The 26,431-nt window shown below is 52.5% G+C and carries 30 protein-coding genes; 16 read left to right on the top strand and 14 right to left on the bottom strand.

Features of this window, described 5'->3' with window-relative positions; genetic code table 11:
* Positions 1 to 12 precede the first annotated feature (12 nt).
* From yajC to O6D90_RS17925, 5 genes are all read left to right on the top strand, one after another.
* Entirely contained in the window at positions 13 to 345 is a 333-nt protein-coding gene (gene yajC / locus O6D90_RS17945; protein WP_003021544.1) for a preprotein translocase subunit YajC, read from the top strand.
* A 27-nt stretch (positions 346 to 372) separates the two neighbouring features.
* Positions 373 to 2,220, top strand: a complete 1,848-nt coding sequence (gene secD, locus O6D90_RS17940; RefSeq protein ID WP_271143180.1) for a protein translocase subunit SecD — start codon at positions 373 to 375, stop codon at positions 2,218 to 2,220.
* A 10-nt stretch (positions 2,221 to 2,230) separates the two neighbouring features.
* Entirely contained in the window at positions 2,231 to 3,202 is a 972-nt protein-coding gene (secF, locus tag O6D90_RS17935; protein WP_003021550.1) for a protein translocase subunit SecF, read from the top strand.
* Between the two features lie 170 nt (positions 3,203 to 3,372).
* Positions 3,373 to 3,738, top strand: coding sequence for a VOC family protein (locus O6D90_RS17930; RefSeq protein WP_016152028.1), 366 nt, complete (start codon positions 3,373 to 3,375; stop codon positions 3,736 to 3,738).
* A 23-nt stretch (positions 3,739 to 3,761) separates the two neighbouring features.
* Positions 3,762 to 4,454: a helix-turn-helix transcriptional regulator gene (locus tag O6D90_RS17925; protein WP_016155852.1), complete on the top strand. Its 693-nt coding sequence runs from the start codon at positions 3,762 to 3,764 to the stop codon at positions 4,452 to 4,454.
* A gap of 45 nt (positions 4,455 to 4,499) precedes the next feature.
* On the opposite strand, the gene O6D90_RS17920 is transcribed toward O6D90_RS17925, so the two are convergent.
* Together O6D90_RS17920 and O6D90_RS17915 are read right to left on the bottom strand one after the other, a co-directional pair.
* Positions 4,500 to 5,363, bottom strand: a complete 864-nt coding sequence (locus O6D90_RS17920; RefSeq protein ID WP_003021561.1) for a nucleoside-specific channel-forming protein Tsx — start codon at positions 5,361 to 5,363, stop codon at positions 4,500 to 4,502.
* A gap of 298 nt (positions 5,364 to 5,661) precedes the next feature.
* Positions 5,662 to 6,201 carry a DUF3251 domain-containing protein gene (locus O6D90_RS17915; RefSeq protein WP_088583122.1) on the bottom strand — a complete coding sequence of 180 codons (540 nt, stop codon included), beginning with the start codon at positions 6,199 to 6,201 and terminating at the stop codon, positions 5,662 to 5,664.
* A 153-nt stretch (positions 6,202 to 6,354) separates the two neighbouring features.
* Here O6D90_RS17915 and nrdR point away from each other — a divergent pair, with 153 nt between their 5' ends.
* The 6 genes from nrdR to pgpA all read left to right on the top strand — a co-directional run bounded on the left by nrdR (position 6,355) and on the right by pgpA (position 10,458).
* Entirely contained in the window at positions 6,355 to 6,804 is a 450-nt protein-coding gene (gene nrdR, locus O6D90_RS17910; protein WP_016152032.1) for a transcriptional regulator NrdR, read from the top strand.
* Between the two features lie 3 nt (positions 6,805 to 6,807).
* Positions 6,808 to 7,911, top strand: coding sequence for a bifunctional diaminohydroxyphosphoribosylaminopyrimidine deaminase/5-amino-6-(5-phosphoribosylamino)uracil reductase RibD (ribD, locus tag O6D90_RS17905; protein ID WP_016152033.1), 1,104 nt, complete (start codon positions 6,808 to 6,810; stop codon positions 7,909 to 7,911).
* Positions 7,912 to 7,997: 86 nt separating this feature from the next.
* Positions 7,998 to 8,468 (top strand): 6,7-dimethyl-8-ribityllumazine synthase, encoded by a 471-nt coding sequence (ribH, locus tag O6D90_RS17900; RefSeq protein WP_016152034.1) that lies wholly within the window; start codon positions 7,998 to 8,000, stop codon positions 8,466 to 8,468.
* A 19-nt stretch (positions 8,469 to 8,487) separates the two neighbouring features.
* A complete protein-coding gene (gene nusB, locus O6D90_RS17895) occupies positions 8,488 to 8,907 on the top strand; it encodes a transcription antitermination factor NusB (RefSeq protein ID WP_000801129.1) in 420 nt (139 codons plus the stop codon).
* A gap of 77 nt (positions 8,908 to 8,984) precedes the next feature.
* A complete protein-coding gene (thiL, locus tag O6D90_RS17890) occupies positions 8,985 to 9,962 on the top strand; it encodes a thiamine-phosphate kinase (protein ID WP_016155854.1) in 978 nt (325 codons plus the stop codon).
* Positions 9,940 to 10,458 carry a phosphatidylglycerophosphatase A gene (pgpA, locus tag O6D90_RS17885; protein WP_016152036.1) on the top strand — a complete coding sequence of 173 codons (519 nt, stop codon included), beginning with the start codon at positions 9,940 to 9,942 and terminating at the stop codon, positions 10,456 to 10,458. Before thiL ends, pgpA begins: the two co-directional genes overlap by 23 nt.
* Before the next feature lie 100 nt (positions 10,459 to 10,558).
* On the opposite strand, the gene yajO is transcribed toward pgpA, so the two are convergent.
* The 4 genes from yajO to xseB are packed head-to-tail and all read right to left on the bottom strand — an operon-like array spanning position 10,559 to position 14,619.
* The gene (gene yajO, locus O6D90_RS17880) at positions 10,559 to 11,533 is read right to left on the bottom strand and encodes a 1-deoxyxylulose-5-phosphate synthase YajO (RefSeq protein WP_016155855.1); all 975 of its coding nucleotides are present in this window, start codon (positions 11,531 to 11,533) and stop codon (positions 10,559 to 10,561) included.
* A gap of 56 nt (positions 11,534 to 11,589) precedes the next feature.
* Positions 11,590 to 13,452, bottom strand: a complete 1,863-nt coding sequence (dxs, locus tag O6D90_RS17875; protein ID WP_016155856.1) for a 1-deoxy-D-xylulose-5-phosphate synthase — start codon at positions 13,450 to 13,452, stop codon at positions 11,590 to 11,592.
* 24 nt (positions 13,453 to 13,476) lie between these two features.
* Positions 13,477 to 14,376 carry a (2E,6E)-farnesyl diphosphate synthase gene (gene ispA, locus O6D90_RS17870; RefSeq protein ID WP_016152039.1) on the bottom strand — a complete coding sequence of 300 codons (900 nt, stop codon included), beginning with the start codon at positions 14,374 to 14,376 and terminating at the stop codon, positions 13,477 to 13,479.
* A complete protein-coding gene (gene xseB / locus O6D90_RS17865; RefSeq protein WP_016152040.1) occupies positions 14,377 to 14,619 on the bottom strand; it encodes an exodeoxyribonuclease VII small subunit in 243 nt (80 codons plus the stop codon).
* 208 nt (positions 14,620 to 14,827) lie between these two features.
* Here xseB and thiI point away from each other — a divergent pair, with 208 nt between their 5' ends.
* On the top strand, positions 14,828 to 16,276 hold the full coding sequence (gene thiI, locus O6D90_RS17860) for a tRNA uracil 4-sulfurtransferase ThiI (protein ID WP_016155857.1): 1,449 nt from the start codon (positions 14,828 to 14,830) through the stop codon (positions 16,274 to 16,276).
* A 99-nt stretch (positions 16,277 to 16,375) separates the two neighbouring features.
* Here thiI and O6D90_RS17855 read toward each other — a convergent pair whose 3' ends face one another.
* Genes O6D90_RS17855 through panE form a run of 3 tightly spaced genes read right to left on the bottom strand, consistent with a single transcriptional unit; the run spans position 16,376 to position 18,951 of the window.
* A complete protein-coding gene (locus tag O6D90_RS17855) occupies positions 16,376 to 17,455 on the bottom strand; it encodes a hypothetical protein (protein ID WP_016155858.1) in 1,080 nt (359 codons plus the stop codon).
* A 31-nt stretch (positions 17,456 to 17,486) separates the two neighbouring features.
* On the bottom strand, positions 17,487 to 18,077 hold the full coding sequence (gene yajL / locus O6D90_RS17850) for a protein deglycase YajL (RefSeq protein WP_016155859.1): 591 nt from the start codon (positions 18,075 to 18,077) through the stop codon (positions 17,487 to 17,489).
* The gene (gene panE / locus O6D90_RS17845) at positions 18,040 to 18,951 is read right to left on the bottom strand and encodes a 2-dehydropantoate 2-reductase (protein WP_271143179.1); all 912 of its coding nucleotides are present in this window, start codon (positions 18,949 to 18,951) and stop codon (positions 18,040 to 18,042) included. The genes yajL and panE overlap by 38 nt, the downstream gene beginning before the upstream one ends.
* A 174-nt stretch (positions 18,952 to 19,125) precedes the next feature.
* Here panE and O6D90_RS17840 point away from each other — a divergent pair, with 174 nt between their 5' ends.
* Positions 19,126 to 19,617, top strand: coding sequence for a YajQ family cyclic di-GMP-binding protein (locus O6D90_RS17840; protein ID WP_003831002.1), 492 nt, complete (start codon positions 19,126 to 19,128; stop codon positions 19,615 to 19,617).
* Positions 19,618 to 19,711: 94 nt separating this feature from the next.
* Here O6D90_RS17840 and O6D90_RS17835 read toward each other — a convergent pair whose 3' ends face one another.
* On the bottom strand, positions 19,712 to 21,076 hold the full coding sequence (locus tag O6D90_RS17835; RefSeq protein WP_016152045.1) for an MFS transporter: 1,365 nt from the start codon (positions 21,074 to 21,076) through the stop codon (positions 19,712 to 19,714).
* A 182-nt stretch (positions 21,077 to 21,258) separates the two neighbouring features.
* Between O6D90_RS17835 and O6D90_RS17830 the strand changes: the two genes are divergently transcribed.
* From O6D90_RS17830 to O6D90_RS17820, 3 genes are read left to right on the top strand one after another with little or no spacing between them, the layout of a single operon-like run.
* Positions 21,259 to 21,741, top strand: a complete 483-nt coding sequence (locus O6D90_RS17830; RefSeq protein ID WP_016155861.1) for an Hcp family type VI secretion system effector — start codon at positions 21,259 to 21,261, stop codon at positions 21,739 to 21,741.
* Between the two features lie 11 nt (positions 21,742 to 21,752).
* The gene (locus tag O6D90_RS17825; RefSeq protein ID WP_016155862.1) at positions 21,753 to 22,220 is read left to right on the top strand and encodes an STM2901 family protein; all 468 of its coding nucleotides are present in this window, start codon (positions 21,753 to 21,755) and stop codon (positions 22,218 to 22,220) included.
* On the top strand, positions 22,220 to 22,543 hold the full coding sequence (locus O6D90_RS17820) for a DUF1493 family protein (protein ID WP_016152048.1): 324 nt from the start codon (positions 22,220 to 22,222) through the stop codon (positions 22,541 to 22,543). Before O6D90_RS17825 ends, O6D90_RS17820 begins: the two co-directional genes overlap by 1 nt.
* Before the next feature lie 59 nt (positions 22,544 to 22,602).
* Here the strand turns inward: O6D90_RS17820 and cyoE are convergent, their stop codons facing one another.
* Genes cyoE through cyoB form a run of 4 tightly spaced genes read right to left on the bottom strand, consistent with a single transcriptional unit; the run spans position 22,603 to position 26,429 of the window.
* Positions 22,603 to 23,493: a heme o synthase gene (gene cyoE / locus O6D90_RS17815; RefSeq protein ID WP_003831005.1), complete on the bottom strand. Its 891-nt coding sequence runs from the start codon at positions 23,491 to 23,493 to the stop codon at positions 22,603 to 22,605.
* An 11-nt stretch (positions 23,494 to 23,504) separates the two neighbouring features.
* Complete coding sequence (locus O6D90_RS17810; RefSeq protein ID WP_003831006.1) at positions 23,505 to 23,834, bottom strand: cytochrome o ubiquinol oxidase subunit IV; 330 nt, start codon at positions 23,832 to 23,834, stop codon at positions 23,505 to 23,507.
* The gene (locus O6D90_RS17805; RefSeq protein ID WP_003831007.1) at positions 23,834 to 24,448 is read right to left on the bottom strand and encodes a cytochrome o ubiquinol oxidase subunit III; all 615 of its coding nucleotides are present in this window, start codon (positions 24,446 to 24,448) and stop codon (positions 23,834 to 23,836) included. The genes O6D90_RS17810 and O6D90_RS17805 overlap by 1 nt, the downstream gene beginning before the upstream one ends.
* Positions 24,438 to 26,429 (bottom strand): cytochrome o ubiquinol oxidase subunit I, encoded by a 1,992-nt coding sequence (cyoB, locus tag O6D90_RS17800; protein ID WP_003831008.1) that lies wholly within the window; start codon positions 26,427 to 26,429, stop codon positions 24,438 to 24,440. The genes O6D90_RS17805 and cyoB overlap by 11 nt, the downstream gene beginning before the upstream one ends.
* Positions 26,430 to 26,431 lie beyond the last annotated feature (2 nt).

Here is a 26,431-nt window from a genome sequence, read left to right as displayed (position 1 = left end):
GAGGGAATTTGAATGAGCTTTTTTATTTCTGATGCGGTAGCGGCAACAGGTGCTCCGGCGCAGGGCAGCCCGATGTCTCTGATTCTGATGCTGGTGGTGTTTGGTCTGATTTTCTACTTCATGATCCTGCGCCCGCAGCAAAAGCGCACCAAAGAACACAAAAATCTGATGAACTCCATTGCGAAAGGCGATGAAGTGCTGACTAACGGTGGTCTGGTGGGTCGCGTGACCAAAGTAGCAGAATCTGGCTACATCGCTATCGCGCTGAACGACACCACTGAAGTGGTTATTAAACGTGATTTCGTAGCTGCCGTTCTGCCGAAAGGCACCATGAAGGCGCTGTAATTTATTGTTTTCCCAAAGGGAACTGCCGTGTTAAACCGTTATCCTTTGTGGAAGTATGTCATGCTGATCGTCGTTATTGTCGTCGGTCTGCTCTATGCGCTTCCCAACCTGTATGGTGAGGATCCGGCTGTTCAAATCACTGGCGTGCGCGGTGCCGCCGCCAGTGAGCAAACGCTGATCCAGGTCCAGAAAACGTTACAAGAAGATAAAATCACACCTAAGTCTGTGGCTCTGGAAGAGGGTGCTATTCTTGCGCGCTTCGACTCCACTGATACCCAACTGCGCGCACGTGAAGTGTTAATGGGCGTATTGGGCGATCAATACGTCGTGGCGCTTAACCTTGCTCCGGCAACTCCACGTTGGCTGGCAGCCATTCACGCAGAACCGATGAAACTCGGTCTTGACCTGCGTGGCGGCGTTCACTTCCTGATGGAAGTGGATATGGACACCGCGCTGAGTAAGTTGCAGGAACAAAATATCGATAGCCTGCGCAGCGATCTGCGTGAAAAAGGCATTCCTTATACTACCGTTCGCAAAGAAGATAACTACGGTCTGAGCATCACCTTCCGTGATAGCAGCGCCCGTGATGAAGCTATCTCTTACCTGAGCAAGCGTCACCAGGATCTGGTTATTTCCAGCCAGGGCAGCAATGCTCTGCGTGCGGTGATGACCGATGCGCGCCTGAGCGAAGCCCGTGAATACGCGGTACAGCAGAACATCAACATTCTGCGTAATCGTGTTAACCAACTGGGTGTTGCTGAGCCGGTGGTCCAACGTCAGGGTGCTGACCGCATTGTGATCGAACTGCCAGGCATTCAGGATACCGCGCGTGCGAAAGAAATTCTGGGCGCTACCGCGACGCTGGAATTCCGTCTGGTGAACACCAACGTTGACCAGTCTGCTGCGGCATCCGGGCGTGTACCGGGTGATTCGGAAGTGAAACAGTCTCGTGAAGGTCAGCCGGTTGTGCTGTACAAACGCGTGATCCTGACCGGTGATCATATCACCGACTCCACTTCCAGCCAGGACGAATACAATCAGCCGCAGGTTAACATCTCGCTGGATAGCGCGGGTGGTAACATCATGTCCAACTTCACCAAGGACAACATCGGTAAGCCGATGGCGACCCTGTTCGTGGAGTACAAAGACAGCGGTAAAAAAGATGCCAACGGTCGCGCAGTGCTGGTGAAACAGGAAGAGGTGATTAACATCGCCAACATCCAGTCTCGCCTGGGCAACAGCTTCCGTATCACCGGTATTAACAACCCGAACGAAGCGCGTCAGCTTTCTCTGCTGTTACGTGCCGGTGCGTTGATTGCGCCGATTCAGATTGTTGAAGAACGTACCATCGGACCTACCCTGGGTATGCAGAACATTAAACAGGGTCTGGAAGCGTGTCTGGCCGGTCTGGTGGTGTCTATTCTGTTCATGATCTTCTTCTATAAGAAGTTCGGTCTGATCGCGACCAGTGCGCTGATTGCTAACCTGGTACTGATTGTCGGTATTATGTCGCTGCTGCCGGGAGCCACGCTGAGTATGCCGGGGATTGCGGGGATCGTCTTAACCCTTGCCGTCGCGGTCGATGCGAACGTACTGATTAACGAACGTATCAAAGAAGAGTTGAGTAACGGGCGTTCGGTGCAGCAGGCCATCAATGAAGGTTATGCGGGTGCATTTAGCTCCATCTTTGATGCGAACATTACGACGCTGATTAAGGTCATTATCCTGTACGCAGTTGGCACCGGGGCAATTAAAGGGTTCGCGATTACTACCGGTATTGGTGTGGCGACGTCGATGTTTACCGCGATTGTCGGTACACGTGCCATCGTAAACCTGTTGTATGGCGGCAAGCGCGTCAAAAAGCTGTCAATCTGAGGAGTGCGAAGTGGCACAGGAATATACTGTTGAACAATTGAACCACGGCCGTAAAGTCTGGGACTTTATGCGCTGGGACTACTGGGCTTTCGGCATTTCAGGTTTCCTGCTGATTGCGGCCATCGTGGTGATGGGCGTACGCGGGTTTAACTGGGGTCTCGATTTCACCGGTGGTACGGTAATTGAAATCACGCTGGAAAAACCGGCCGATATGGACGTGATGCGCGATGCGCTGGAGAAAGCGGGCTTTGTTGATCCGCTTCTGCAGAACTTCGGCAGCAGCCACGACATTATGGTGCGTATGCCGCCAACTGAAGGCGCAGACGGCGGTCAGGTACTGGGCAGCAAAGTGTTGAGTGTGATTAACGAATCCACCAACCAAAACGCCGCGGTGAAGCGAATTGAATTCGTAGGTCCGAGCGTGGGTGCAGACCTGGCGCAAACCGGTGCAATGGCGCTGATGGCGGCGTTAATATCCATCCTGGTGTACGTCGGTTTCCGCTTTGAGTGGCGACTGGCGGCAGGGGTAGTTATCGCTCTGGCGCACGACGTGATTATCACACTTGGGATCCTGTCGTTGTTCCATATCGAGATTGATCTGACTATCGTCGCATCGTTGATGTCGGTAATCGGTTACTCGCTGAACGACAGTATCGTCGTATCTGACCGTATTCGTGAAAACTTCCGCAAAATTCGTCGCGGTACGCCTTACGAAATCTTTAACGTGTCATTGACTCAGACGCTGCACCGTACGTTGATTACGTCCGGTACGACGTTGATGGTTATTCTGATGCTGTTCCTGTTCGGTGGTCCGGTACTGGAAGGCTTCTCGCTGACGATGCTGATCGGTGTTTCCATCGGTACTGCATCTTCTATCTACGTAGCATCGGCGCTGGCGCTGAAGCTGGGTATGAAGCGTGAGCACATGCTGCAGCAGAAGGTTGAGAAAGAAGGGGCGGATCAACCGTCAATTCTGCCTTAAACTATTAAGAGTGAAGATACTGGAATCCCGATCACAAGGTCGGGATTTTTTTTTGCCTGCGATTTGCTAGCAGTCCATTATCTTTTCCGGTCGCCATACTACTGACAGTATGCTGTCAGTAGCCCTGTCTTATAGTCCTTCTGAGATTACCCACACAGGCAGGAGGAAGTATGAATAACGTAATTAGCTGGTTTGAAATCCCCGTGGCACAAATGGAGCGCGCCATTGCTTTTTATGAGCCAGTGATGCAGGTTTCTTTGCGTCGTGAGAATATGGACAGCGCGGAGCTGGCCGTATTTCCACATCAGGATCCCGCTCCCGGCGGAGCGCTGGCTAAATTTGACGGTATTACGCCTTCGGCGCAGGGCGCTATTATTTATCTGCATACGGACGATTTGGCTGCAACGCTTAAACGCGTCGCCACCGCTGGCGGTCAGTGCGTGTTTGGTCCGCTCGAACTGGGGCAGGATATTGGCACTATTGCGCTGTTTACTGACAGCGAAGGCAATCGTGTTGGTTTACATCAACCCGCGTAATATTTTCAGGACTGAGGATTAAAATGACCAGACGCGCCGACCGCTTGTTTCAGATTGTACAAATCCTGCGTGGCAGGCGAGTGACAACGGCGGCGCTGCTGGCAGAACGTCTTGAGGTTTCTGAACGGACGATTTATCGCGATATCCGCGATCTCTCTTTATCCGGCGTGCCCATTGAAGGAGAAGTGGGCAGTGGATACCGCTTAATGGCGGGGTTTGATCTGCCGCCGTTGATGTTAACGCATCGCGAATCAGAAGCGTTAATGGTAGCGATTCGGTTGCTGAAAACATGGGGCGGGGATTCACTCTCACAGGCGCTGGAATCCGCGCAGGAAAAAGTGCTGGCGATATTGCCGCCAGAGTGTCGGCGCAGAGCCGAGCAAACGCGGGTTTTCGCGCCAGATTTTGGCAATCAGCCGCATTCACGCAGTGCTTTTGATCTCATACATCGCGCGGTTTCGGCGCAGCAGGTGTTGGCGCTGCATTATCGCGACGAGTCCGGGAATCTCTCCTGGCGCGACGTTCAGCCGCTGGGGTTATTTTTCTGGGGTGAGCACTGGTTGCTGGTTGCCTGGTGCGAGAAACGTGACGATTATCGCTGCTTTCGCGTTGATCGGTGTCTGAAGATCACGCCGCTCGACAGGCATTTTCGTGAATCTGCAGATCGCTCGCTAAGTGATTTTTTACGTAAAGTACGCTGTGAAGACCAGCCATAAAAAAGCCAGCGGTTAAGCTGGCTTGTCTGCGATAAATTGGCAGGATTAGAAGTTGTAACCTACGACCAGGTAACCACCCCAACCGGTAGATTTCGCGCTGAAGTCGCCTTCGCCCCAGTTCAGAGTATCTCCACCTTTCCACTGGCCGCCGTTATGGAAATAACGCGCTACTACGGAGTAGTGCCAGTGATCGTAGTTCAGCGCCAGGACGTGGCTGGAAGCGATAGAGTTGCTGGTGCGGTTCGGATCATCACCCAAATCGGAGCCCCAGTCGAAGTTGGTGAAGCCGATGTAGGTCAGTTGGCCGCCCCAAACCTGGGTGATCGGCACAAAGTATTTCACTTTGAAACGGTAGCCATCCCACTCGTTTTCGTTGGATGCGCCATAGTTCTGCCACTGGTATTTAGCATACACGTTCAGGGACAGACCCATCGGCAGACCGGTATCGATATCGGTACCCAGACCCATATACCAGGTGCTCTGGCGGCTGGCTTTGTTATCACCCATATCGTAGATGTAGTTGTTGGCGAAATACCACTCTTTGAACGGACCAAAGCTCAGGTCAGCACCGGTCAGTTTATCGATGGAGAAACGCGGTTCGATTTCCATAAACAGCGGGGAACCGTCAGACCAGATGCCTTTATCGTTGCCGTTACCCCAGTCGAAGGTTTTCGGAATATCGATGTAGCCATAGAAGTCAAACCAGTCTTTTTTGGCAAACGCTTCGTATTCCAGATAAACGTCGTTGTTCAGTTTCGGGGAGAAACGGGTGTGGTAGCTTCCCACCACGTTGACGCTCTGGTGCCACCAGTCGGACAGATATTGCGGTTTGTCATTTTCTGCAGCGTTGGCAGTAAAAGACGAGGAGAGCGCCAGCACTGCACCGGCTGCAAGTAATGTTTTTTTCATATGTATGCCACTGTTTGAAATCCCTTTCGGGAGTGAAAAAGGCGCAAATTGCGTTTCTAAATATTTCGTGTTTCTTCGGAGCCTATTATAAAAATCATTGTTCACAAAAATATGTGTTGTTTCACAGTTCTATCATTTACGTAATCGATTGCGTTCACGTTTGCTTACTTTAGGCGGCGAATTGTACTGGCTCCCATGAATGTTGCCAAGTTTTACCAGAAATATCGGTTATGTCAGGTGAGTAACAAAACGGGCCGGAGTGATGTTGCGGAACGCACAAAACGTCCCGCAAAAAAGTTTATTGATTAACAGGCTGGATGTCGTGGATACGAACAAATCCTAACTGGTCCGGAGAGAGGCCATTTATCTGCAGCGGAATGTCTACGTCGCTGGGAGCAAGGATACTTGCCGGGGCCGTTACCAATTGGTTCTGAACGTTCGTTTCCTGATAGTTATCCGTGGTGCCCTGAATTTGTCCATACTCGACGGTGGCGCTAAAGGCGGGTAAAGGCGTAGTGGATTCACCCTGAATACGTAATGTAAGCCGCGTGCCGTCGGCGTTCGGCGCAATATTGACAAGTGACATCCGTAACATGCCAATCTGGCTGTCCAGTCGGGCTGGTGTATTGGAACCCGGCAGCAGATAGGCTCCGCTGGTTGATTTGGCATTCAACATATTTTGTTGTGTACTTTTTACCGTTTCCTGATTTAGCTGTGTCATCTCTTTATTCAACGTGCTAACGCTTTGATGCATCTGGCGTACTTCGCTTTGCTGTGCGCATGCGCTAAGACTAAAGAGACTTCCCACCAGGAGAATTCTTAGGTAACGTCTTGTCATTGTGATTACTTCCTTCATTGTCGCGATAGCATAATGGTAGTGCGCACCGAGCACGAAGGCATCGATCCTTTGTCTCAAAAGCGCTGCGCCTTTGTTGTCACGCCAGTTCAGGGTAAAATAGATTTCTGTTAACCACTGAGGACAGGACGCCGTATGCATTGCCCATTCTGTTTCGCCGTAGACACTAAGGTAATTGACTCTCGTCTTGTAGGCGAGGGCTCCTCAGTACGCCGCCGTCGGCAGTGTCTGGTCTGTAACGAACGTTTCACCACTTTTGAAGTGGCTGAACTTGTCATGCCACGCGTTGTGAAAAGCAACGATGTGCGTGAACCCTTTAATGAAGATAAGCTGCGCAGCGGCATGCTCAGAGCGCTTGAGAAACGTCCGGTCAGCTCAGATGACGTCGAAATGGCGTTGAACCATATCAAATCACAACTGCGTGCGACTGGCGAGCGTGAGGTGCCGAGCAAGATGATCGGCAACCTGGTGATGGAGCAGTTGAAAAAACTCGATAAAGTCGCCTACATCCGCTTTGCCTCGGTTTACCGGAGTTTCGAAGATATCAAAGAATTTGGCGAAGAGATTGCTCGCCTACAGGACTAAGCCATGCAGGATGAATTGTACATGGCGCGCGCGCTGAAGCTTGCTGCGCGCGGACGTTTTACCACTCACCCCAATCCCAACGTGGGCTGCGTGATTGTCAAAGATGGGGAGATCGTCGGTGAAGGGTATCATCACCGCGCGGGCGAACCGCATGCCGAAGTCCACGCTCTGCGCATGGCTGGAGAAAAAGCGCAAGGGGCGACTGCCTATGTAACGCTTGAACCCTGCAGCCATCATGGTCGTACCCCCCCGTGCTGCGATGCGCTGATTGCCGCAGGCGTGTCACGTGTGGTTGCAGCGATGCAGGATCCCAATCCGCAGGTAGCAGGTCGTGGTCTCTACCGTTTGCAGCAGGCGGGCATTGACGTCAGTCACGGGCTGATGATGAGCGAGGTTGAGCAGCTTAATAAAGGCTTTCTCAAGCGTATGCGTACGGGATTCCCCTACGTGCAGCTTAAACTTGGTGCGTCGCTTGATGGGCGTACGGCGATGGCCAGTGGTGAAAGCCAGTGGATAACCTCGCCGCAGGCGCGTCGCGATGTGCAACGATTACGGGCGCAAAGCCATGCCATCTTAACCAGCAGCGCTACGGTGTTGGCTGACGACCCTCAGCTTACCGTGCGTTGGTCGGAACTTGGGGAGTCAACCCAGGCGAGTTACCCGCAGGAAAATCTGCGCCAGCCTATCCGCATTGTTGTTGATAGCCAGAATCAGGTCACGCCGGAACACCGTATTGTGCAACAGCCTGGAGAAACCTGGATTGCCCGGACAAAAGATGATCCTCGTAGTTGGCCGGAGACGGTGCGCAGCCTGAAGGTGCCGGAACATAACGGGCATCTGGATCTGGTGGTGCTGATGATGCAACTGGGCAAGCAGCAAATTAACAGCATTTGGGTTGAAGCTGGTCCAACGCTTGCGGGCGCGTTATTACAGGCCGGTCTGGTCGATGAGCTAATCGTGTATGTTGCGCCTAAACTGTTAGGCAGCGATGCACGAGGATTATGTGTGCTTCCAGGCCTTGAGAAACTGGCTGACGCCCCCCATTTCAAATTCAACGAAATACGCCATGTAGGTCCGGACCTTTGCCTGCATTTAGTGGGCGCATGATCTCCCGGTTCGAAAGGGAAGCAGCGCACAGATTATTATGATAAAATCCGCCCCCCTGCGGGGTCCAGTGAATCCGAAGGAAGAATATGAACATTATTGAAGCTAACGTTGCTACCCCGGACGCTCGCGTCGCCATCACCATTGCGCGTTTCAACAACTTTATCAATGACAGCCTGCTGGAAGGTGCGATCGACGCCCTGAAACGTATTGGTCAGGTTAAAGATGAAAACATTACCGTCGTTTGGGTTCCGGGCGCGTATGAGCTGCCGCTGGCAGCCTCGGTACTTGCAAAATCCGGTAAATACGACGCGGTGATTGCGTTAGGTACGGTGATTCGTGGTGGTACCGCGCACTTCGAATATGTGGCTGGCGGTGCAAGCAATGGCCTGGCGCATGTCGCTCAGGACAGTGGCATTCCGGTAGCCTTCGGTGTTCTGACCACCGAAAGTATTGAACAAGCCATCGAACGTGCTGGCACTAAAGCTGGCAACAAAGGCGCAGAAGCTGCACTGACTGCACTTGAAATGATTAATGTATTGAAAGCCATCAAGGCCTGATTTTTGTAAGGGGAAATCCGTGAAACCTGCTGCTCGTCGCCGCGCCCGTGAGTGTGCCGTCCAGGCGCTCTACTCCTGGCAGTTGTCCCAGAACGACATCGCTGATGTTGAATACCAGTTCCTGGCGGAACAGGACGTAAAAGATGTCGACGTTCTGTATTTCCGTGAACTGCTGTCCGGGGTGGCGACTAACAGCGCGTACCTGGATGGATTAATGAAGCCTTATCTGTCTCGTCTGTTGGAAGAGCTGGGTCAGGTAGAAAAAGCCGTGCTGCGTATTGCGCTGTTTGAACTGTCTAAACGTAGTGATGTGCCGTACAAAGTGGCCATCAACGAAGCGATTGAACTGGCGAAAACCTTCGGCGCTGAAGACAGCCATAAATTCGTGAACGGCGTACTGGATAAAGCAGCACCTGTGATTCGCCCCAACAAAAAGTAATCCCGAGGCCGGCTGGATGGTGGAACTTGTTTCCGCTGCCCCCGGCTTTTTCTTTTTTTTCTGCTGAGGCATAACGTATGGCATGCGGCGAATTTTCCCTGATTGCCCGTTATTTTGACCGCGTAAGAACGTCTCGTCTTGATGTCGAAACCGGTATTGGTGACGATTGCGCACTTCTGAACATCCCTGAAAAACAGACGCTGGCGATCAGCACCGATACGCTGGTGGCAGGCAACCACTTCCTCCCCGACATTGATCCCACCGATCTCGCCTGGAAAGCGCTGGCGGTGAATTTGAGCGATCTGGCGGCGATGGGAGCCGATCCTGCGTGGCTGACGCTGGCGCTCACGCTGCCTGACGTCGATGAAGCCTGGCTTGAAGCCTTCAGCGATAGCCTGTTTGAACTCCTCAATTACTATGATATGCAGCTGATAGGTGGTGACACCACGCGTGGGCCATTGTCGATGACGCTGGGTATCCACGGCTACGTCCCTGTTGGACGGGCCTTAAAACGCTCCGGTGCGAAACCGGGGGACTGGATTTATGTGACCGGTACGCCGGGCGACAGCGCGGCCGGGCTGGCGATTTTGCAGGATCGCTTGCAGGTGGCAGATGCAAAAGACGCAGACTATCTGCTTAAACGTCATCTGCGTCCAACACCGCGTATTTTGCAGGGACAAGCCCTGCGCGATCTGGCCAGTGCGGCTATCGATATTTCCGACGGCCTGATTTCCGATCTGGGGCATATCGTCAATGCCTGCGGCTGTGGGGCGCGGGTTAACGTCGATGCGTTGCCATACTCCACGGCATTTGCCCAACATGTTGAGCCGGAACAAGCCCTGCTCTGGGCGCTTTCGGGGGGGGAAGATTATGAGTTATGCTTTACCGTACCGGAAATTAACCGTGGCGCACTGGACGTGGCGCTGGGGAATCTCGGCGCATCGTTTACCTGCATTGGGCAGATGAGCGCGGACGTGGAAGGCATTCACTTTACGCGCGACGGAAAACCCGTCACGTTCGACTGGAAAGGATATGACCATTTTGCCGCGCCTTAAAAAAGATGTCGCCAAAAGCCGCCTGAGTATGCGCAATCCGTGGCACCTGTTGGCCACCGGTTTTGGCAGCGGGCTGAGCCCAATTGTTCCAGGCACGATGGGATCGCTGGCGGCGATCCCTTTTTGGTATTTAATGACGTTTCTGCCGTGGCAGCTGTATTCACTGGTGGTCATGTTGTCTATCTGTATCGGCGTTTATCTGTGCCATCAAACGGCGAAAGATATGGGCGTGCACGATCACGGTAGCATTGTCTGGGACGAGTTTGTCGGGATGTGGATAACCCTGATGGCGCTGCCGACCCACGACTGGCAGTGGGTCGCCGCGGGATTTGTGATTTTCCGTATTCTGGATATGTGGAAGCCGTGGCCGATCCGTTGGTTCGATCGCAACGTGCATGGCGGTACGGGGATCATGATTGATGATATTGTGGCCGGAATACTCTCCGCCGGAATTTTGTATTTTATCGGCCATCACTGGCCGGTAGGTATCATTTAAATGGGCTTGCCGGATGGCAGCGTAAACGCCTTATCCGGCCTGGAAACACGATGGCGGTTTCGTAGGCCCGATAAGCGCAGCGCCATCGGGCAATGCCAGATTATTTAAATCCGACCACCGGATGCTGTTTGTACGGCGTTTCCAGCTCGGCAATCTGCTCTGGCTTCAGCGTCAAATCCACCGCATTAAGTAACTCATCCAACTGTTCCTCGCGTGAAGTGCCGATAATCGGCGCTGCCACCCCCGGTTTGCTCAGCAGCCAGGCCAGCGCAACCTGCGCACGCGTTACGCCTAATTCCTCACTGACACCGGTCAGCCGCGCGGCAATTTGCGCGTCGTTTTCATCGCTGTCACTGTATAAATTTTTACCGACTTCATCAGAAACCAGACGTGCGGTCGTTTCTCCCCAGGGGCGCGTCAGGCGACCACGCGCCAGCGGACTCCAAGGGATCACCGCGACGCCTTCCTGATAGCAAAGCGGCAGCATTTCGCGTTCTTCCTCACGGTAGATCAGGTTGTAGTGATCCTGCATGCTAACGAACTGCGCCCAGCCGTGTTGTTTCTGTAAAGCCAGCGCCTGAGCAAACTGAGACGCGTGCATGGATGAGGCGCCAATATAGCGAGCTTTACCGGCTTTCACTACGTCGTTAAGGGCTTCCAGCGTTTCTTCGATAGGCGTATTGTAATCCCAGCGGTGAATTTGCAGGATGTCCACATAGTCCATACCCAGGCGTCTGAGGCTATCGTCGATTGAGCGCAAGATTTGTGCGCGGGATAATCCTTCCGCTAAATCATCAACCTGGTGAAAAACCTTGGTGGCGACCACGACCTCTTCGCGGCGGGCGAAATCACGCAGCGCGCGGCCGACAATCTCTTCGCTGCTACCAGCGGAGTAGCTGTTGGCGGTATCAAAAAAGTTAATGCCGCCTTCAATAGCGTGTTTGATTATCGGGCGGCTGCTTTCTTCAGGTAGCGTCCAGGCGTGATTGCCGCGATTGGGCTCGCCAAACGTCATGCAACCCAGGCAAAGGCGGGAGACCCGTAGGTCGGTTTTTCCTAAGGTGTTGTATTTCATTAATCCACTCCTGCTATGCTCGTGATGAGTTAAGCATAGCAGGAGCGGGGAGGGGATTATGCCAGCCAGGCCTTGATTTTGGCCTCAATTCCGGCGGCATTAAGTCCCAGTTCGGCGCGAGCCTCGTCCTGAGTTCCCTGCGGGATGAAGAAGTCAGGCAGGCCAATGTTCAGCACCGGAACAGGCTTGCGATGGGCCATTAGCACTTCGTTTACGCCGCTACCAGCGCCGCCCATAATGGCATTCTCTTCGAGGGTGACCAGCACCTCGTGTTGGGCTGCCATTTCGAGGATCAACGTTTCATCCAACGGTTTCACAAAGCGCATATCAACCAGCGTGGCGTTCAGTGACTCTGCGACCTGATCGGCTTCCGGCATTAGGGTGCCGAAGTTGAGGATCGCCACTTTCTCCCCGTGACGCTTCACGATGCCTTTGCCGATTGGCAGATGTTCCAGCGGCGCCAGCTCAACGCCCACCGCGTTACCGCGCGGATAACGTACGACCGTTGGACCGTCGTTGTAGTGATAGCCGGTGAACAGCATCTGGCGACATTCGTTCTCATCGCTTGGGGTCATAATGACCATTTCCGGGATGCAGCGCAGGAAAGAGAGGTCGAACGCCCCTTGGTGGGTTTGTCCATCTGCGCCAACGATACCTGCCCGGTCGATGGCGAACAGGACCGGCAGTTTCTGGATGGCGACATCATGCAGTACCTGATCGTAAGCGCGTTGCAGGAAGGTGGAGTAAATAGCCACGACCGGCTTATAACCGCCAATCGCCAGACCGGCCGCAAACGTCACCGCGTGCTGCTCGGCAATCGCCACATCAAAGTAGCGGTCCGGGAACTTACGTGAGAACTCCACCATACCGGAGCCTTCGCGCATCGCCGGGGTGATCGCCATCAGCTTATTGTCTTTCGCCGCGGTCTCGCACAGCCAGTCACCGAAGATTTTTGAATAGCTCGGCAGGCCGCCGCTGCTTTTCGGCAGGCATCCGCTGGATGGATCGAATTTTGGTACCGCGTGGAACGTAATCGGATCTTTTTCCGCCGGCTCGTAGCCACGACCTTTTTTGGTCATGATGTGCAGGAACTGTGGACCTTTGAGATCGCGCATGTTCTTAAGCGTGGTGATAAGCCCCAGCACGTCGTGACCGTCCACCGGACCAATATAGTTAAAGCCCAGCTCTTCAAACAGCGTACCCGGCACAACCATGCCTTTGATGTGCTCTTCGGTACGTTTGAGCAGTTCTTTAATCGGTGGCACACCGGAGAACACTTTCTTCCCGCCTTCGCGCAGCGAGGAGTAGAGTTTGCCAGAGAGCAGTTGCGCCAGGTGATTGTTCAGCGCGCCGACGTTCTCTGAAATCGACATTTCGTTGTCGTTGAGGATAACCAGCATGTCGGGCTTAATATCACCCGCGTGGTTCATCGCTTCAAATGCCATGCCTGCGGTGATTGCACCGTCCCCAATCACACAAACAGTACGGCGTTCCTTACCTTCTTTCTCGGCGGCAACCGCAATACCGATACCTGCGCTGATGGAGGTTGAGGAGTGCCCAACACTCAGTACGTCATATTCGCTCTCACCGCGCCATGGGAATGGATGCAAACCGCCTTTCTGCCGAATGGTGCCGATTTTATCGCGGCGGCCGGTCAGAATTTTGTGCGGGTAAGCCTGATGTCCCACATCCCAGATTAACTGGTCAAACGGGGTGTTGTAGACGTAGTGCAGCGCTACGGTGAGTTCCACCGTGCCCAGACCAGAGGCGAAGTGCCCGCTGGAACGGCTTACGCTGTCGAGCAAATAGCGGCGCAGTTCGTCGCAAAGCTTTGGCAGGCTCTCTTTTGGCAGCAGGCGTAACTCCTGAGTGGAGTCGACCAGCGCCAGGGTCGGGTATTTGGCTATATCAAAACTCATCGCAAGCTCATGGGATATGTTGGTTTATTTATCACGCTGGATTATGTAGTCCGCTAGCGCTTCCAGTGCCGAGGTATCGAGTGACTGTGCGGCCAGCAAACTTAGCGACTGGCGGGCATCCTCAATTAAATCCCGGGCTTTATTCTGGGCTTGCTCAAGACCCAGAAGTGCAGGATAGGTACTTTTGCCAAGCTGCTGGTCAGCACCCTGACGTTTACCCAATGTTGCAGTATCGCCTACCACATCCAGGATGTCATCCTGAACCTGGAAGGCCAGACCGATGCTTTCTGCGTACTTGTCGAGTATTGCCAGGCATTCTCGCCCTTTATCGCCTGCGCTTAACGCACCCAGACGCACGGCGGCGCGAATCAATGCCCCGGTTTTATGGCGGTGAATACGCTCCAGCGCATCCAATTCTACCTGATGGCCTTCAGCGTCCAGATCCAACGCCTGACCGCCGCACATACCGGCGATACCGCTGGCCTGGGCCAGTTCAGAGATCATCGCGATGCGGTCACGATCAGAAACTTCCGGCATCGGGGCGTCGCTGATAATGGAGAACGCCAGCGTCTGTAGCGCATCTCCGGCCAGGATCGCATTCGCCTCGCCAAATTTTACGTGGCAGGTCGGCAGACCGCGGCGCAGGTCATCGTCGTCCATCGCGGGTAAGTCATCGTGCATCAGCGAATAGGCATGGATACACTCGACGGCGGCAGCGGGAGCATCAAGCGTACTCAGGCTGACGCCAAACATCTGACCGGTCGCATACACCAGAAACGGGCGCAGACGTTTACCGCCTAATAATGCGCCATATTGCATGGTTTCGACCACGGGAGTGTTCTGAAAGGGCAATGGCGCGATAAAACGGCTCAGTGCCTGGTTGGCCTGCTCAACGCAAGCCTGTAGCTGCTGCGTAAAATCCATTTACTCATTATCCGGTGTGAAAGGCGTAAGGGCGGCGTCTTCAGTATCTGACAGCAGGATTTGTACGCGCTGTTCAGCCTGCTGCAACTTGACCTGTCCCTGACGTGCTAACTGTACGCCACGTTCAAATTCGTTCAGCGCTTCTTCCAGCGGCAGGTCGCCGCTTTCCAGACGGGTAACAATCTGTTCCAGGTCGCTCAGCGCTGTTTCAAAACTGGCTGGCGCTTCATTTTTCTTCGGCATAATGAATGTCTGACTCTCTGTATTGGCAGCACAAGGCTATGGTAACGGACTCGCACTGATAAGCAAATAACGCACAATGGTAAGGCGATGTGCACAGGATGACCATGATGGTGGTATACTTGCGCGCCTGGATGCAGCCGCAGGGTATGGGCTGCTGTATTTTTTTCCATTACAAGTCATTCAGACTTGCCAAAGAACCATTGCCGCCATGAAGTTTATCATTAAATTGTTCCCAGAAATCACCATCAAAAGCCAATCTGTGCGTTTGCGCTTTATAAAAATTCTGACAGGGAACATTCGTAACGTTTTAAAGCACTATGATGAAGACCTTGCCGTTGTCCGCCACTGGGATCACGTTGAGGTTCGCGCTAAAGATGAAAGCCAGCGCCTGGATATTCGCGACGCGCTGACCCGTATTCCGGGGATCCACCATATTCTCGAAGTTGAAGACGTGCCGTTTACCGATATGCACGATATTTTCGAGAAAGCGCTGGTGCAGTATCACGATCAACTGGAAGGCAAAACCTTCTGCGTACGCGTTAAGCGTCGCGGTAAGCATGAGTTTAGCTCTATTGAGGTGGAACGCTATGTTGGCGGTGGACTGAACCAGCATATTGAATCCGCGCGCGTGAAGCTGACGAAGCCGGACGTGACGGTTAATCTTGAAATCGAAAACGACCGTCTGCTGCTGGTTAAAGGCCGCTATGAAGGTATTGGCGGTTTCCCGATCGGGACGCAGGAAGATGTACTGTCGCTGATTTCCGGTGGTTTCGACTCCGGCGTGTCCAGCTATATGCTGATGCGTCGCGGCTGCCGCGTGCACTACTGCTTCTTTAATCTCGGCGGCGCAGCGCATGAAATCGGCGTTCGTCAGGTGGCGCATTATCTGTGGAACCGCTTTGGTAGCTCGCATCGCGTGCGTTTTGTCGCGATCAACTTTGAGCCGGTGGTTGGCGAGATCCTGGAGAAAGTCGACGACGGTCAGATGGGCGTGGTCCTTAAACGTATGATGGTTCGTGCAGCGTCGAAAGTCGCTGAGCGCTACGGCGTACAGGCACTGGTAACCGGTGAAGCGCTGGGCCAGGTGTCCAGCCAGACGCTGACCAACCTGCGCCTGATCGATAACGTTTCTGACACCCTGATCCTGCGCCCGCTTATCTCCCATGATAAGGAGCACATCATTAATCTGGCGCGTGAAATTGGTACTGAGGACTTTGCCCGTACCATGCCGGAATACTGCGGTGTGATTTCAAAAAGCCCGACGGTGAAAGCGATTAAAGCGAAGATTGAGGCCGAAGAAGAAAACTTCGATTTCTCTATCCTCGATAAAGTGGTTGAAGAAGCGAACAATATCGATATTCGTGATATCGCCCAGCAGACGCAGCAGACCGTGGTGGAAGTGGAAACCGTGAGCGGCTTCGGCCCGAACGATGTGATTCTGGATATCCGCTCTGTGGATGAACAGGATGACAAACCGCTGAAGGTTGACGGTGTGGACGTCGTTTCTCTGCCGTTCTACAAACTGAGCACCAAATTCGGCGATCTGGACCAGAGTAAAACCTGGCTGCTGTGGTGTGAACGCGGGGTGATGAGCCGTCTGCAGGCGCTGTATCTGCGCGAGCAGGGCTTTGAAAACGTGAAGGTATATCGCCCGTAGTGACTTTTGCCTGAGGGGGCTGCGCTTATCAGGCCTGCAAGCGGTATGTTTTGTAGGCCTGATAAATTGTTTATGCTGCCATCCGGCAATATAACAATATTATTCAAAACGGATGGGGAGCTTTTTCCCGTTCGACACCCAGACACCCTGATAGACGCCGTCTTTTAACTCCAGCGTTATCTTCTCTTCCGATTGTTCAGCGGCAGAGGTCTTCAGTACATAATGTTGATTGTCGGCTGTGTCGCATTTACCGTTTAATTCAATCGGTGCGCCAAATTTCTGGTAAAAGTAAGCCCCTTCAAAAAAATCACCGTATTTGCAGTCGACCTTCAACACAATACGCATGCTTTTTCCCAACGTGCCGTACATCACCTTGCCGTCAATGCCGGGCGCTGGCGAAACCGGTGTTGTTCTCTTTGCGGTAGTCAGATACTGGCCGTAAGGCGTGAGCTGATTATGCAGTTCAACGGTCGGGATCTTCGTGGTGAAATCGCCCAGTTCGTCACCCGCGCGATTGGCGTGGTTGCTACAACGTCCGTTCAGGAAAGCCAGATGGTCTTTTTGCAGGGAGAATTTGTCGATGTAGTACAGACCGTCGGTGTAGGTTGCACACGATGCGTAGAATTCGGCAAAGCCAGAATCTCCACCGTCTTCTTTTATTTGCTCCGGCTTTTGTGATTTCTGTGCGACAACAAAGGTATCAATTTGGCTGCGGATATCTTTTCTGATGCGGGTGTTTAATTCGGTCATCGTGGAGCGGGAAAAGAGGTCGTTAAGGGTAATTGTCGCGCCGTTGGCTAAATCGAAGCTGATCGGTACATTGTACGACTCGCAATACGCCCCGCAGCCTTCGACAAACATGTTGAGGGTCAACACTTTGGCGTCGCGATACTCAACCGTGTAGTCAAGGTTTGCGGTGGGATTCATCTCTGATTTCGCAAACTGATTCACGGTCGCTTGTGGATTATTTCCCGGTAGCTGATTGATAAAGCTTGTGAAAATATAATCGTTAATGCGTTTTGCAACCTGTGGGTTATCCGTTGAGGTAAACCACGGCACGCGATATTGCATCTCAGTGCTTGCGGGATAGCGATACTCAAGGCTCTCAATTTCAAGTTGAGTCGCACTGGCGTAGCCGGAAAGGAGCAGTAAAGCCACTCCGCTCAGATATCCTTTCATCATAATTCCTTGAATGCGAGTGGCCTGAAGATTACTCGTAGTAGTTATAAATACCCGCAGCCATCACCAGTTGTGATGCCACTTCGTAAGCTTTTTCGCGACTCACCAGGAGATCAATGATTTTTAAACCGAAATCGATAGAGGTTCCCGGTCCCTGGCTGGTTAACAGATTGACGCGCGGATCCCATACGACGCGCTTATCCTGCCACTGGTCAGTGGGAATATTGTCTTTCAGCGCCGGAAAACCGGTCATGTTACCGATGGGAAAAATATCGTGTGGGACGAGGACTGTGGCGGCAGCGGCGCAAATTGCTGCGACGATGCGCCCGGAGCGATGAAACTGTTTCACGGTTTCGACAAGCAGAGGGCTGTCGCGAAAACACTCGGCGCCTTTAATACCGCCGGGCAGCACGATAATGTCGAAATCCCCGTCAGCAACTTCCACTAATGGTGCATCCGCCAGTAGTTTTACTCCGCGTGAGCACACGATCGTCAGGCTGCCATCGCTGGCAACGCTTGCAGTCGTGACCTTAATTCCGCCGCGAACCAGCAGATCGATAGTGGTGACCGCTTCGGTCTCTTCACTACCAGGGGCGAGACATACCAGTGCTTGAGCGCTCATACTCACTTTCCTTTCTCTTAACCATTTCAAACAGGCGGGCATTTTCCGGGACGGCGATGCCGTGCGCGCGGGCGCGTTTTAACAAATAACCGGTAATGTAGTCGATCTCAGTATGGCGCAGGGCATGTATGTCTTGCAGCATTGATGAGATATTTTCCGCCGTACTGTCAATCACTTGCTCAACATAATAGCGTAAATCATCTGCTGATGTGTGGTGGCCTTCGCGTTCAATGACCGCCGCCACCTCCTCGCAGATGAGCGCTATTTTTTCAGGATGATGGCGTAACTCTCCATTCGAGCAATCCCATAATGCGGTCAGCGGGTTAATGACGCAGTTGACGGCCAGCTTGCGCCACAACTCAGCGCGAATATTGTTGTGCCAGGCGACGTCCGGCAGCACCTCTTGCAGGACTTCAGCCAGATAACTGAAATCACCGTCTTGTTCACGCGCCGGACCAATCCTTGTTGTTCCCTGAGCGACATGAATGATCACGTTCCCGTCACGGTGTGCCGCGTGGGTTGTGGTGCCCATCAATAGAGGTTGCTTAATGTTATGCAACTCTTCAATCGTCCCCATACCGTTGTGAATCAGCAGAATGGGAGTGGTGTCAGGCAGAATGGCGGCCAGGCCTTTGACCGCATCAGAAACCTGCCAGGCTTTCAGAGTGACAAGCAGCAGGTCGCTTTTCGCCAAAAAATCGGGGTCGTTTGCCGTCAGGGATTCATTGAATACTGACCCATCCGTGTCGATCAGGTTAACGCTGCAATAGGGTTGCGGTACGCGTAGCCACCCCTGAACCTCATGTCCATGTTTGCACAGCGTGGTTAGCCAAAGCTGTCCTAACGCTCCACATCCCAGTACGGTAATTTTCATTCTTCCTCCTCACCTGCAACATCACCAGGTGTTAATCCATATCGGCCGTACCCCATTATTGTTCGCAGGTATCAGTACCACGTACAATTAAAGGATACAGCCTAGTATAGCGCTGTCTGTTGTGTAACTTTGCAGGTATTATGCTTCGCATCAAAAATGAAGGGAGAGGAAAAGATGCCATCTTTCGATATTGTTTCTGAAGTTGATCTTCAGGAAGCCCGTAACGCGGTAGATAACGCCAGCCGCGAAGTGGAGTCACGCTTTGATTTTCGTGGCGTTGAAGCGACTTTTGAGCTGAACGAGTCGAATAAGACGATTAAGGTGCTAAGCGAGTCTGATTTCCAGGTCAATCAGTTGCTGGATATTTTACGTGCCAAGCTGCTGAAACGTGGTATTGAAGGCACTTCGTTGGACGTACCAGAAACCTTCGTGCATAGCGGTAAAACCTGGTTTGTTGAAGCTAAGCTGAAACAGGGCATTGAAAGCGCGGTGCAAAAGAAAATCGTTAAGCTGATCAAAGACAGCAAACTGAAGGTGCAGGCGCAGATTCAGGGCGAAGAAATCCGCGTGACCGGCAAGGCGCGTGACGATCTGCAATCCGTTATGGCGCTGGTTCGCGGCGGCGATCTCGGCCAGCCGTTCCAGTTTAAGAACTTCCGCGATTAAGTCGTAATGCCTGATGGCGCTACGCTTATCCGGCCTACAGGTTGCACACGCTATTTGTAGGCTGGATCAAACGATAGTCGCCATCTGGCACTCTTCACGCCTGGCTGATGGCCTGTTCAACCTCAAATCGATTCGTCACTTTGCTGTCGATTTTCACGTAAGCCGAATGCTCTTTCGCAACAATTAACACTTCGCTTATCCCTTCTTTAGCCAGCAGACGCTGCTTAAGGGTGTCATCTGCGGCAATCTCAGGTGGGATTTCCACTCGCAGGCTACTGACATACGGCGGCTCTTTCATTGTGCTTGCCACCAACAACCAAACTGCCGCCAGAAGCGCGCCGGCCAGGAATACCGCCTGACCATCAAACATTTCGACCACCCAACCGCCGAGCGAACCGCCAATCGCCACGCCAAGAAACTGGCTGGTGGAGTAAACGCCCATCGCCGTGCCTTTATAGCCAGCCGGAGACTCTTTGCTGATAAGCGAGGGGAGGAGGGCCTCCATCAGGTTGAAGGCGAGGAAGAATATCTGAACGCCCGCAATCAGCCCCCAAAAACGCACGTTAGCGCTCCACAATACAATCTCTGCGATAAGGATCAGTAACACGCAGGCGAGGAATACGCGCTTCATCCGCCGCTTCACTTCTGCGTAGATGATGAACGGCACCACGGAAACAAAGGACAGCAGCATCGTCACCAGATAAATTTTCCAGTGTTCTGCGGCGGGGAAACCGGCTTTCGCCAGTTGGCCCGGTAAGGCGACGAAAGTGGACATCAACAAAATGTGCAGACACATGATGCCAAAGTTGAGCTTGAGCAGTTTGGGCTCCGCCAGCACTTTGCTGAAGCTGCCTTTTACCATGCCAGATTCGCGGTTCAGCACGTGGCTGGTGCTATTGGGAACGACCCAAATGGTTAGCACGATGCCGGTGGTTGCAAGAGCTGCAATCATCCAGAACAGCGCGTGTAGCCCCAGCGCATGGGTAACGATCGGTCCTAGCACCATCGCAATGGCGAAGGTGATACCAAAGCTGACGCCGATAAACGCCATCGCTTTGGTACGGTTTTGCTCACGGGTTAAGTCGGAAAGCAGCGCCATCACGGCGGCGGCAATCGCGCCAGAGCCTTGCAAAGCGCGACCGAGAATAATGCCCCAGATTGAATCGGAGAGGGCGGCAATCACGCTGCCGAGAACGAACACCGCCAGCCCGCCGACGATAAGCGGCTTACGACCGATGCGGTCAGAAAGCAGACCAAAGGGGATCTGGAAAACGGCTTGCGCCAGACCATAAATGCCAATGGCAAGGCCAATTAGCGCTTCACTGGCACCCTGTAGCGCCATACCGTACGTGGTCAGAACCGGCAGAACCATAAACATGCCAAGCATGCGCAACGAGAATACGGTCCCTAAACCCCAGGTGGCGCGCAACTCACCGGGCGTCATTTTGTAATCGTTCATTCCCACCTCTGTATTAATTTCGCGCCTAGTGTAAAGCGGGGAAGGAGTGCGGTAAACCTCTACGATATGTGGAATTGTGTAGTGGGAAAATCGAAATAATTACAACTGCGACTAATTTACTTGCGATAATTACAGGTGTAGTCTTTTTGTGGTTATTTCTAATGGAAAGAGGGAAAAGGAAAATGGCGATTCCGGGCAATATGTGGATTTATGACGATGGTGGTGCGCTGATTAAGGGCGGGTGTGATGTAAAGGGAAGAGAATACAGTATTGAATTTAAAGGCTTTCATCACAATTTGTCTATTCCCACTGATAACGGTACAGGCAAGCCAACAGGCACACGCCAACATTCACCGATGATGATCGTCAAAGAGTTTGACTACTCTAGCCCGTATTTATACAAAGCTGTCGCTTCTGGTCAGAATCTTAAGTCCGCAGAGATTCGTTGGTACAAAATCAATGATGCCGGTCAGGAAGTTGAATACTTCAATATGTTTCTGGAAGGGGTGCGGATTGTCTCCGTTTCTCCCTCGATGGCTGGTCCAGAGGACATGAATAATAACCATCTTGAAACCATAGAATTACGCTACGAAAAAATCACCTGGAAGCATTGCGACGGGAACATTATCTATACCGACGCATGGAATGACCGGCAGACGGCATAATGGGGGATTGAATGGACACAACTGAAGAGGCGAATGGAACCTATTGGTATCATGGTCACGCTAACGTAACGTCGGGTGAACTGTTTGATTTGATATTCATTGAGCAGTTGGCAGATTCATTAGGTATCACCACGGAAGCTGTTATGCTGGTTTTGATCGGTCAACCATTTATTCCTGTCAAAGGAAAACTATCAGCAGCCACGAACACCCCAGGCACTAGTATTGCATCAATTCTATGTAGAAAACTTCTGAAAGGGGCTCGGTTCCCGTTTGGTTTAAGACTACACGCTCCTATGGGGAAGTTTTCCAAATTGAAGATGGTTCCAACAAACCAAATAGCAACTTACATAGGCCGTTGGGTTCCTTTTGTTGGGCATGCTCAGTTAATCGTGCTTTTGTTCGCGGTGACAAAACATACCCGCGATAAATACAACCTCATCGTACGACCCAAAGATCGCATACAGTGGACATCTTTCTGATGAGAAATTATGAAGCTGAAGTTATTGAGTACATCATGAAGAATTACCCAATCAGGGAACGTTGGTTTAGGCCTGGTCTTAAGCAGGTCACGAAAGAATGGACCCTGGAGGATGATTTTCAGTTTATTCCGGAAGATGCATATGATTTTTTAGCTGATTTATTTGAGCATTTTGATATTGAATATTCGAACTTTGATGGAAGGAATTATATTGAACAAGAATACCCTTTCTGGAAAAAAGATCCTCCTGAAATTGAATTAAAGCCTTTGACAGTAGAGATGATTATAGAGTCAGCAAAGGCGGGGAAATGGCTTTATGACTGAATAACATCCCTGCCAATAAAAAAGGGTGCCGGAGGCACCCTTTTCGTATCAGCAGATCTTTACCAGACGTAAGTCAGAAGGTTCTGCGAGTTTGGCACCATAAAGTCAACGGACATCATCACGGAAAGCGCGGTAATGGCGATGATGGAGAAACCGAACAGCTTGCGTGCCCAGACCCTGTCATCTTCCACTTTATAACCGCGCAGCGCCATGCCCAACCACCAGACGCTCACCGCCGCAGCAACAATCAGGTATTTATAACCAGCATAGCCGCCCAGGGTTAGCATCAGCGTGGCGATAGCAAACGCCACGATGTACAGCGTGATATGGTTCTTCGCGACCGAAATACCTTTCACCACCGGCAGTACCGGGATGTTGGCTGCCTGATAATCCTTAAAGCGGAAAATCGCAATCGCGTAAGAGTGCGGCATCTGCCACAGACTGAAAATAGCCAGCAGAATCAGCGCACCGCTATCGAACTCACCTGTTACGGCGCAGTAGCCAATCACCGGCGGCGCAGCGCCGGAGAGTGAGCCAATCAGCGTGCCATAAACGGAATGGCGCTTCATGTACAGGCTATAGACGCCCACATAGACCACGAAGCCCATTACCCCCAGCCAGCAGGCCAGAGGGTTCGCGCCAAACCACAGCAGCATAAAGCCAGCAATACCCAGCAGGGTGGCGTATACCAGCGAGACCGCAGGGGAAATCAGACCTTTAACCAGCACACGGTTTTTGGTCCTCTCCATCTTCCTGTCGATATCCCTGTCGATGTAGTTGTTAAATACACAACCCGACGCCACAACCAGTGACACCCCAACCAACGTGTAGATAAACAGGGGATAATCAATGCTGCCTTTCGAGGCCAGCAGGAATCCCCCAATCACCGAGATCAGGTTGCCAAAGATGATGCCTGGTTTTGTTACTTGCAGGTATTGCTTAAACATCATAATCGCCGCTCTTAGTGCATCATCATGTTGTAGTTAAGGTTCCACATAATCCAGATGGAGCCCACAACCAGGATGGCGATGATTAGCACAGTAAAGACAAAGGCTGTCATGTTCCAACCTTCATCAGATTTGCTATTCATGTGCAGGAAGCACACCAGGTGCACCAGAATCTGTACCACTGCCATTGCCAGAATAGTTCCCAGAATGACGGCAGGAGAGGCAGAACCTGTCATGACCATCCAGAACGGAATAACCGTCAGGATTATCGACAGGATAAAACCTGTCATGTAGGTTTTTACGCTGCCATGGGATGCGCCGCCGCTCTCGTTAGAATGACTCATTACATCGCCCCCATCAGATAAACAACAGTGAACACACAGATCCACACCACATCCAGGAAGTGCCAGAACAGGCTCAGGCACATGATGCGGGTACGGTTAGTACTGGTCAGGCCGCGACGAGCAACTTGCACCATCAGCACCGCCATCCAGATAAGACCGGAGGTGACGTGCAGACCGTGCGTGCCGACCAGCGCGAAGAACGCAGACAGGAAGCCGCTGCGATCCGGGCCCATACCGTTAACAATCAGGTGATGGAATTCATAGAGTTCCATCCCGATGAATCCGGCACCGAACAAGAAGGTCAACGCCAGCCAGGAGATAACCTGGCTCTTGTTGTTCTTGTACATGGCGATCGCCGCCATGCCGTAAGTAATAGAGCTGAATAACAGCAGGAATGTTTCAACCAGAACGAACGGCAGTTCAAAAATGTCCTTACCTGTTGGGCCACCTGCGGTGCCGTTCACCAGAACGGCATAGGTTGCAAACAGAATAGAGAACAGAATGCAGTCGCTCATCAGGTAGACCCAGAATCCGAAGATCTTGGTCTGGCCTGCATCGTGGTGCCCGTGTTCGTGCGCGTGGGCAGTCGCGTGCGTTAAAGTATCAGTTGCCATTTTTCAGCCCTGCCTTAGTAATCTCATCGAAATGCTGGTTTTCCAGTTTTTCGACTTCCGGGACCGGCACGTAGTAATCCACGTCTTCATCAAAGCTTTTCACAATCCAGCTAATGATCATGCCTGCGAAGCTTGCAATCGCCAGCCACCAGATATGCCAGATCATGGCGAAACCAAACAGTGTTGCGAAGGCGGTAATGACGATACCGGCACCGCTGTTTTTCGGCATATGAATTTCTTCATAGTGCGCAGGCTGCTTGTACGCTTCACCTTTTTCTTTCATTTCCCAGAAGGCATCACGCTCGTGAACGTGCGGCACAACGGCAAAGTTGTAGAACGGAGGCGGGGAAGAGGTTGCCCACTCCAGCGTACGACCACCCCATGGGTCACCGGTCAGGTCGCGGTTCTGCTCGCGGTCGCGAATAGAAACGAAGATCTGAATCAGCTGGCACAGGATACCCAATGCAATCAGCGCGGCACCGCAGGCGGCAACGACCAGCATCGGATGGAACTGCGGGTCAATCTGCTGGCTGAGGCGACGGGTCATCCCCATAAAGCCCAGCACATACAGCGGCATAAACGCCACGAAGAAGCCGATGATCCAGAACCAGAATGCGCGTTTACCCCAGGTTTCGTTCAGCGTGAAGCCAAACGCTTTTGGCCACCAGTAGGTCATACCTGCGAAGCATCCAAATACGACGCCGCCGATGATAACGTTATGGAAGTGCGCAATCAGGAACAGACTGTTGTGCAGCACGAAGTCCGCACCCGGAACCGCCAGCAGTACGCCGGTCATGCCGCCGACTGAGAAGGTAACGATAAAGCCAATCGTCCACAGCATCGCTGAGTGGAATACGATACGACCCTGGTACATGGTGAACAGCCAGTTGAAGATCTTCACCCCGGTCGGGATGGCGATAATCATGGTGGTAATACCGAAGAAGGCGTTTACGTTAGCGCCTGCACCCATGGTGAAGAAGTGGTGCAGCCAAACAACGAACGACAGAACGGTGATACACACGGTTGCCCACACCAGTGAGGTGTAACCAAACAGACGTTTACGTGAGAAGGTTGCAGCGATTTCGGAGAACACACCGAAGACCGGCAGAACCAGAATGTACACTTCCGGATGGCCCCAGGCCCAAATCAGGTTGATGTACATCATCATGTTGCCGCCCATATCGTTGGTAAAGAAATGGGTGCCCAGATAGCGATCCAGGGTCAGCAACGCGACGGTAACCGTCAGGATTGGGAAAGACGCGATAATCAGGATGTTCGCACACAGCGATGCCCAGCTAAATACCGGCATCTTGAACATGGTCATTCCTGGCGCACGCATCTTAATGATGGTCACAAAGAAGTTGATCCCGGTTAGGGTTGTACCAATACCGGACAACTGGACTGCCCATATCCAATAATCGACCCCGACGCTTGGACTGTACTCTATTCCCGAGAGTGGCGGGTACGCCAGCCAACCGGTCTGTGCGAATTCACCCACGCCCAGAGACAGGTTAACCAGGATTACGCCGACAACGGTGAACCAGAAGCTCAAGTTGTTCAGGAACGGGAATGCAACGTCACGTGCGCCGATCTGCAGCGGAACCACCAGGTTCATCAGACCGATAACAAATGGCATTGCCACGAAGAAGATCATAATCACGCCGTGAGCCGTGAAGATCTGGTCGTAGTGGTGAGGTGGCAGGAAGCCCGCTTCACCTGCAGAAGCCAGCGCTTGCTGACTACGCATCATGATGGCGTCGGCAAAGCCACGAATCAACATGACGATTGCGACAATGACATACATGATGCCAAGGCGTTTGTGGTCAACCGAAGTTAGCCACTCTTTCCACAGGTAGGTCCACTTACCGAAGTAAGTGATTAGGCCCAGTAAGGCCGCACCACCGATGATAATGGCAGCGATCGTAACCATGACAATTGGTTCATGGAACGGCACTGCATCCAGCGTCAATTTTCCGAACATCG

Origin of the sequence: Citrobacter sp. 21OH12SH02A-Citro (assembly GCF_027919895.1) — a bacterium.
Taxonomy (GTDB): domain Bacteria; phylum Pseudomonadota; class Gammaproteobacteria; order Enterobacterales; family Enterobacteriaceae; genus Citrobacter; species Citrobacter braakii.
The sequence above is the reverse complement of the archived record's forward strand: the minus strand, read 5'-3'. Positions and strand labels throughout refer to the sequence as shown.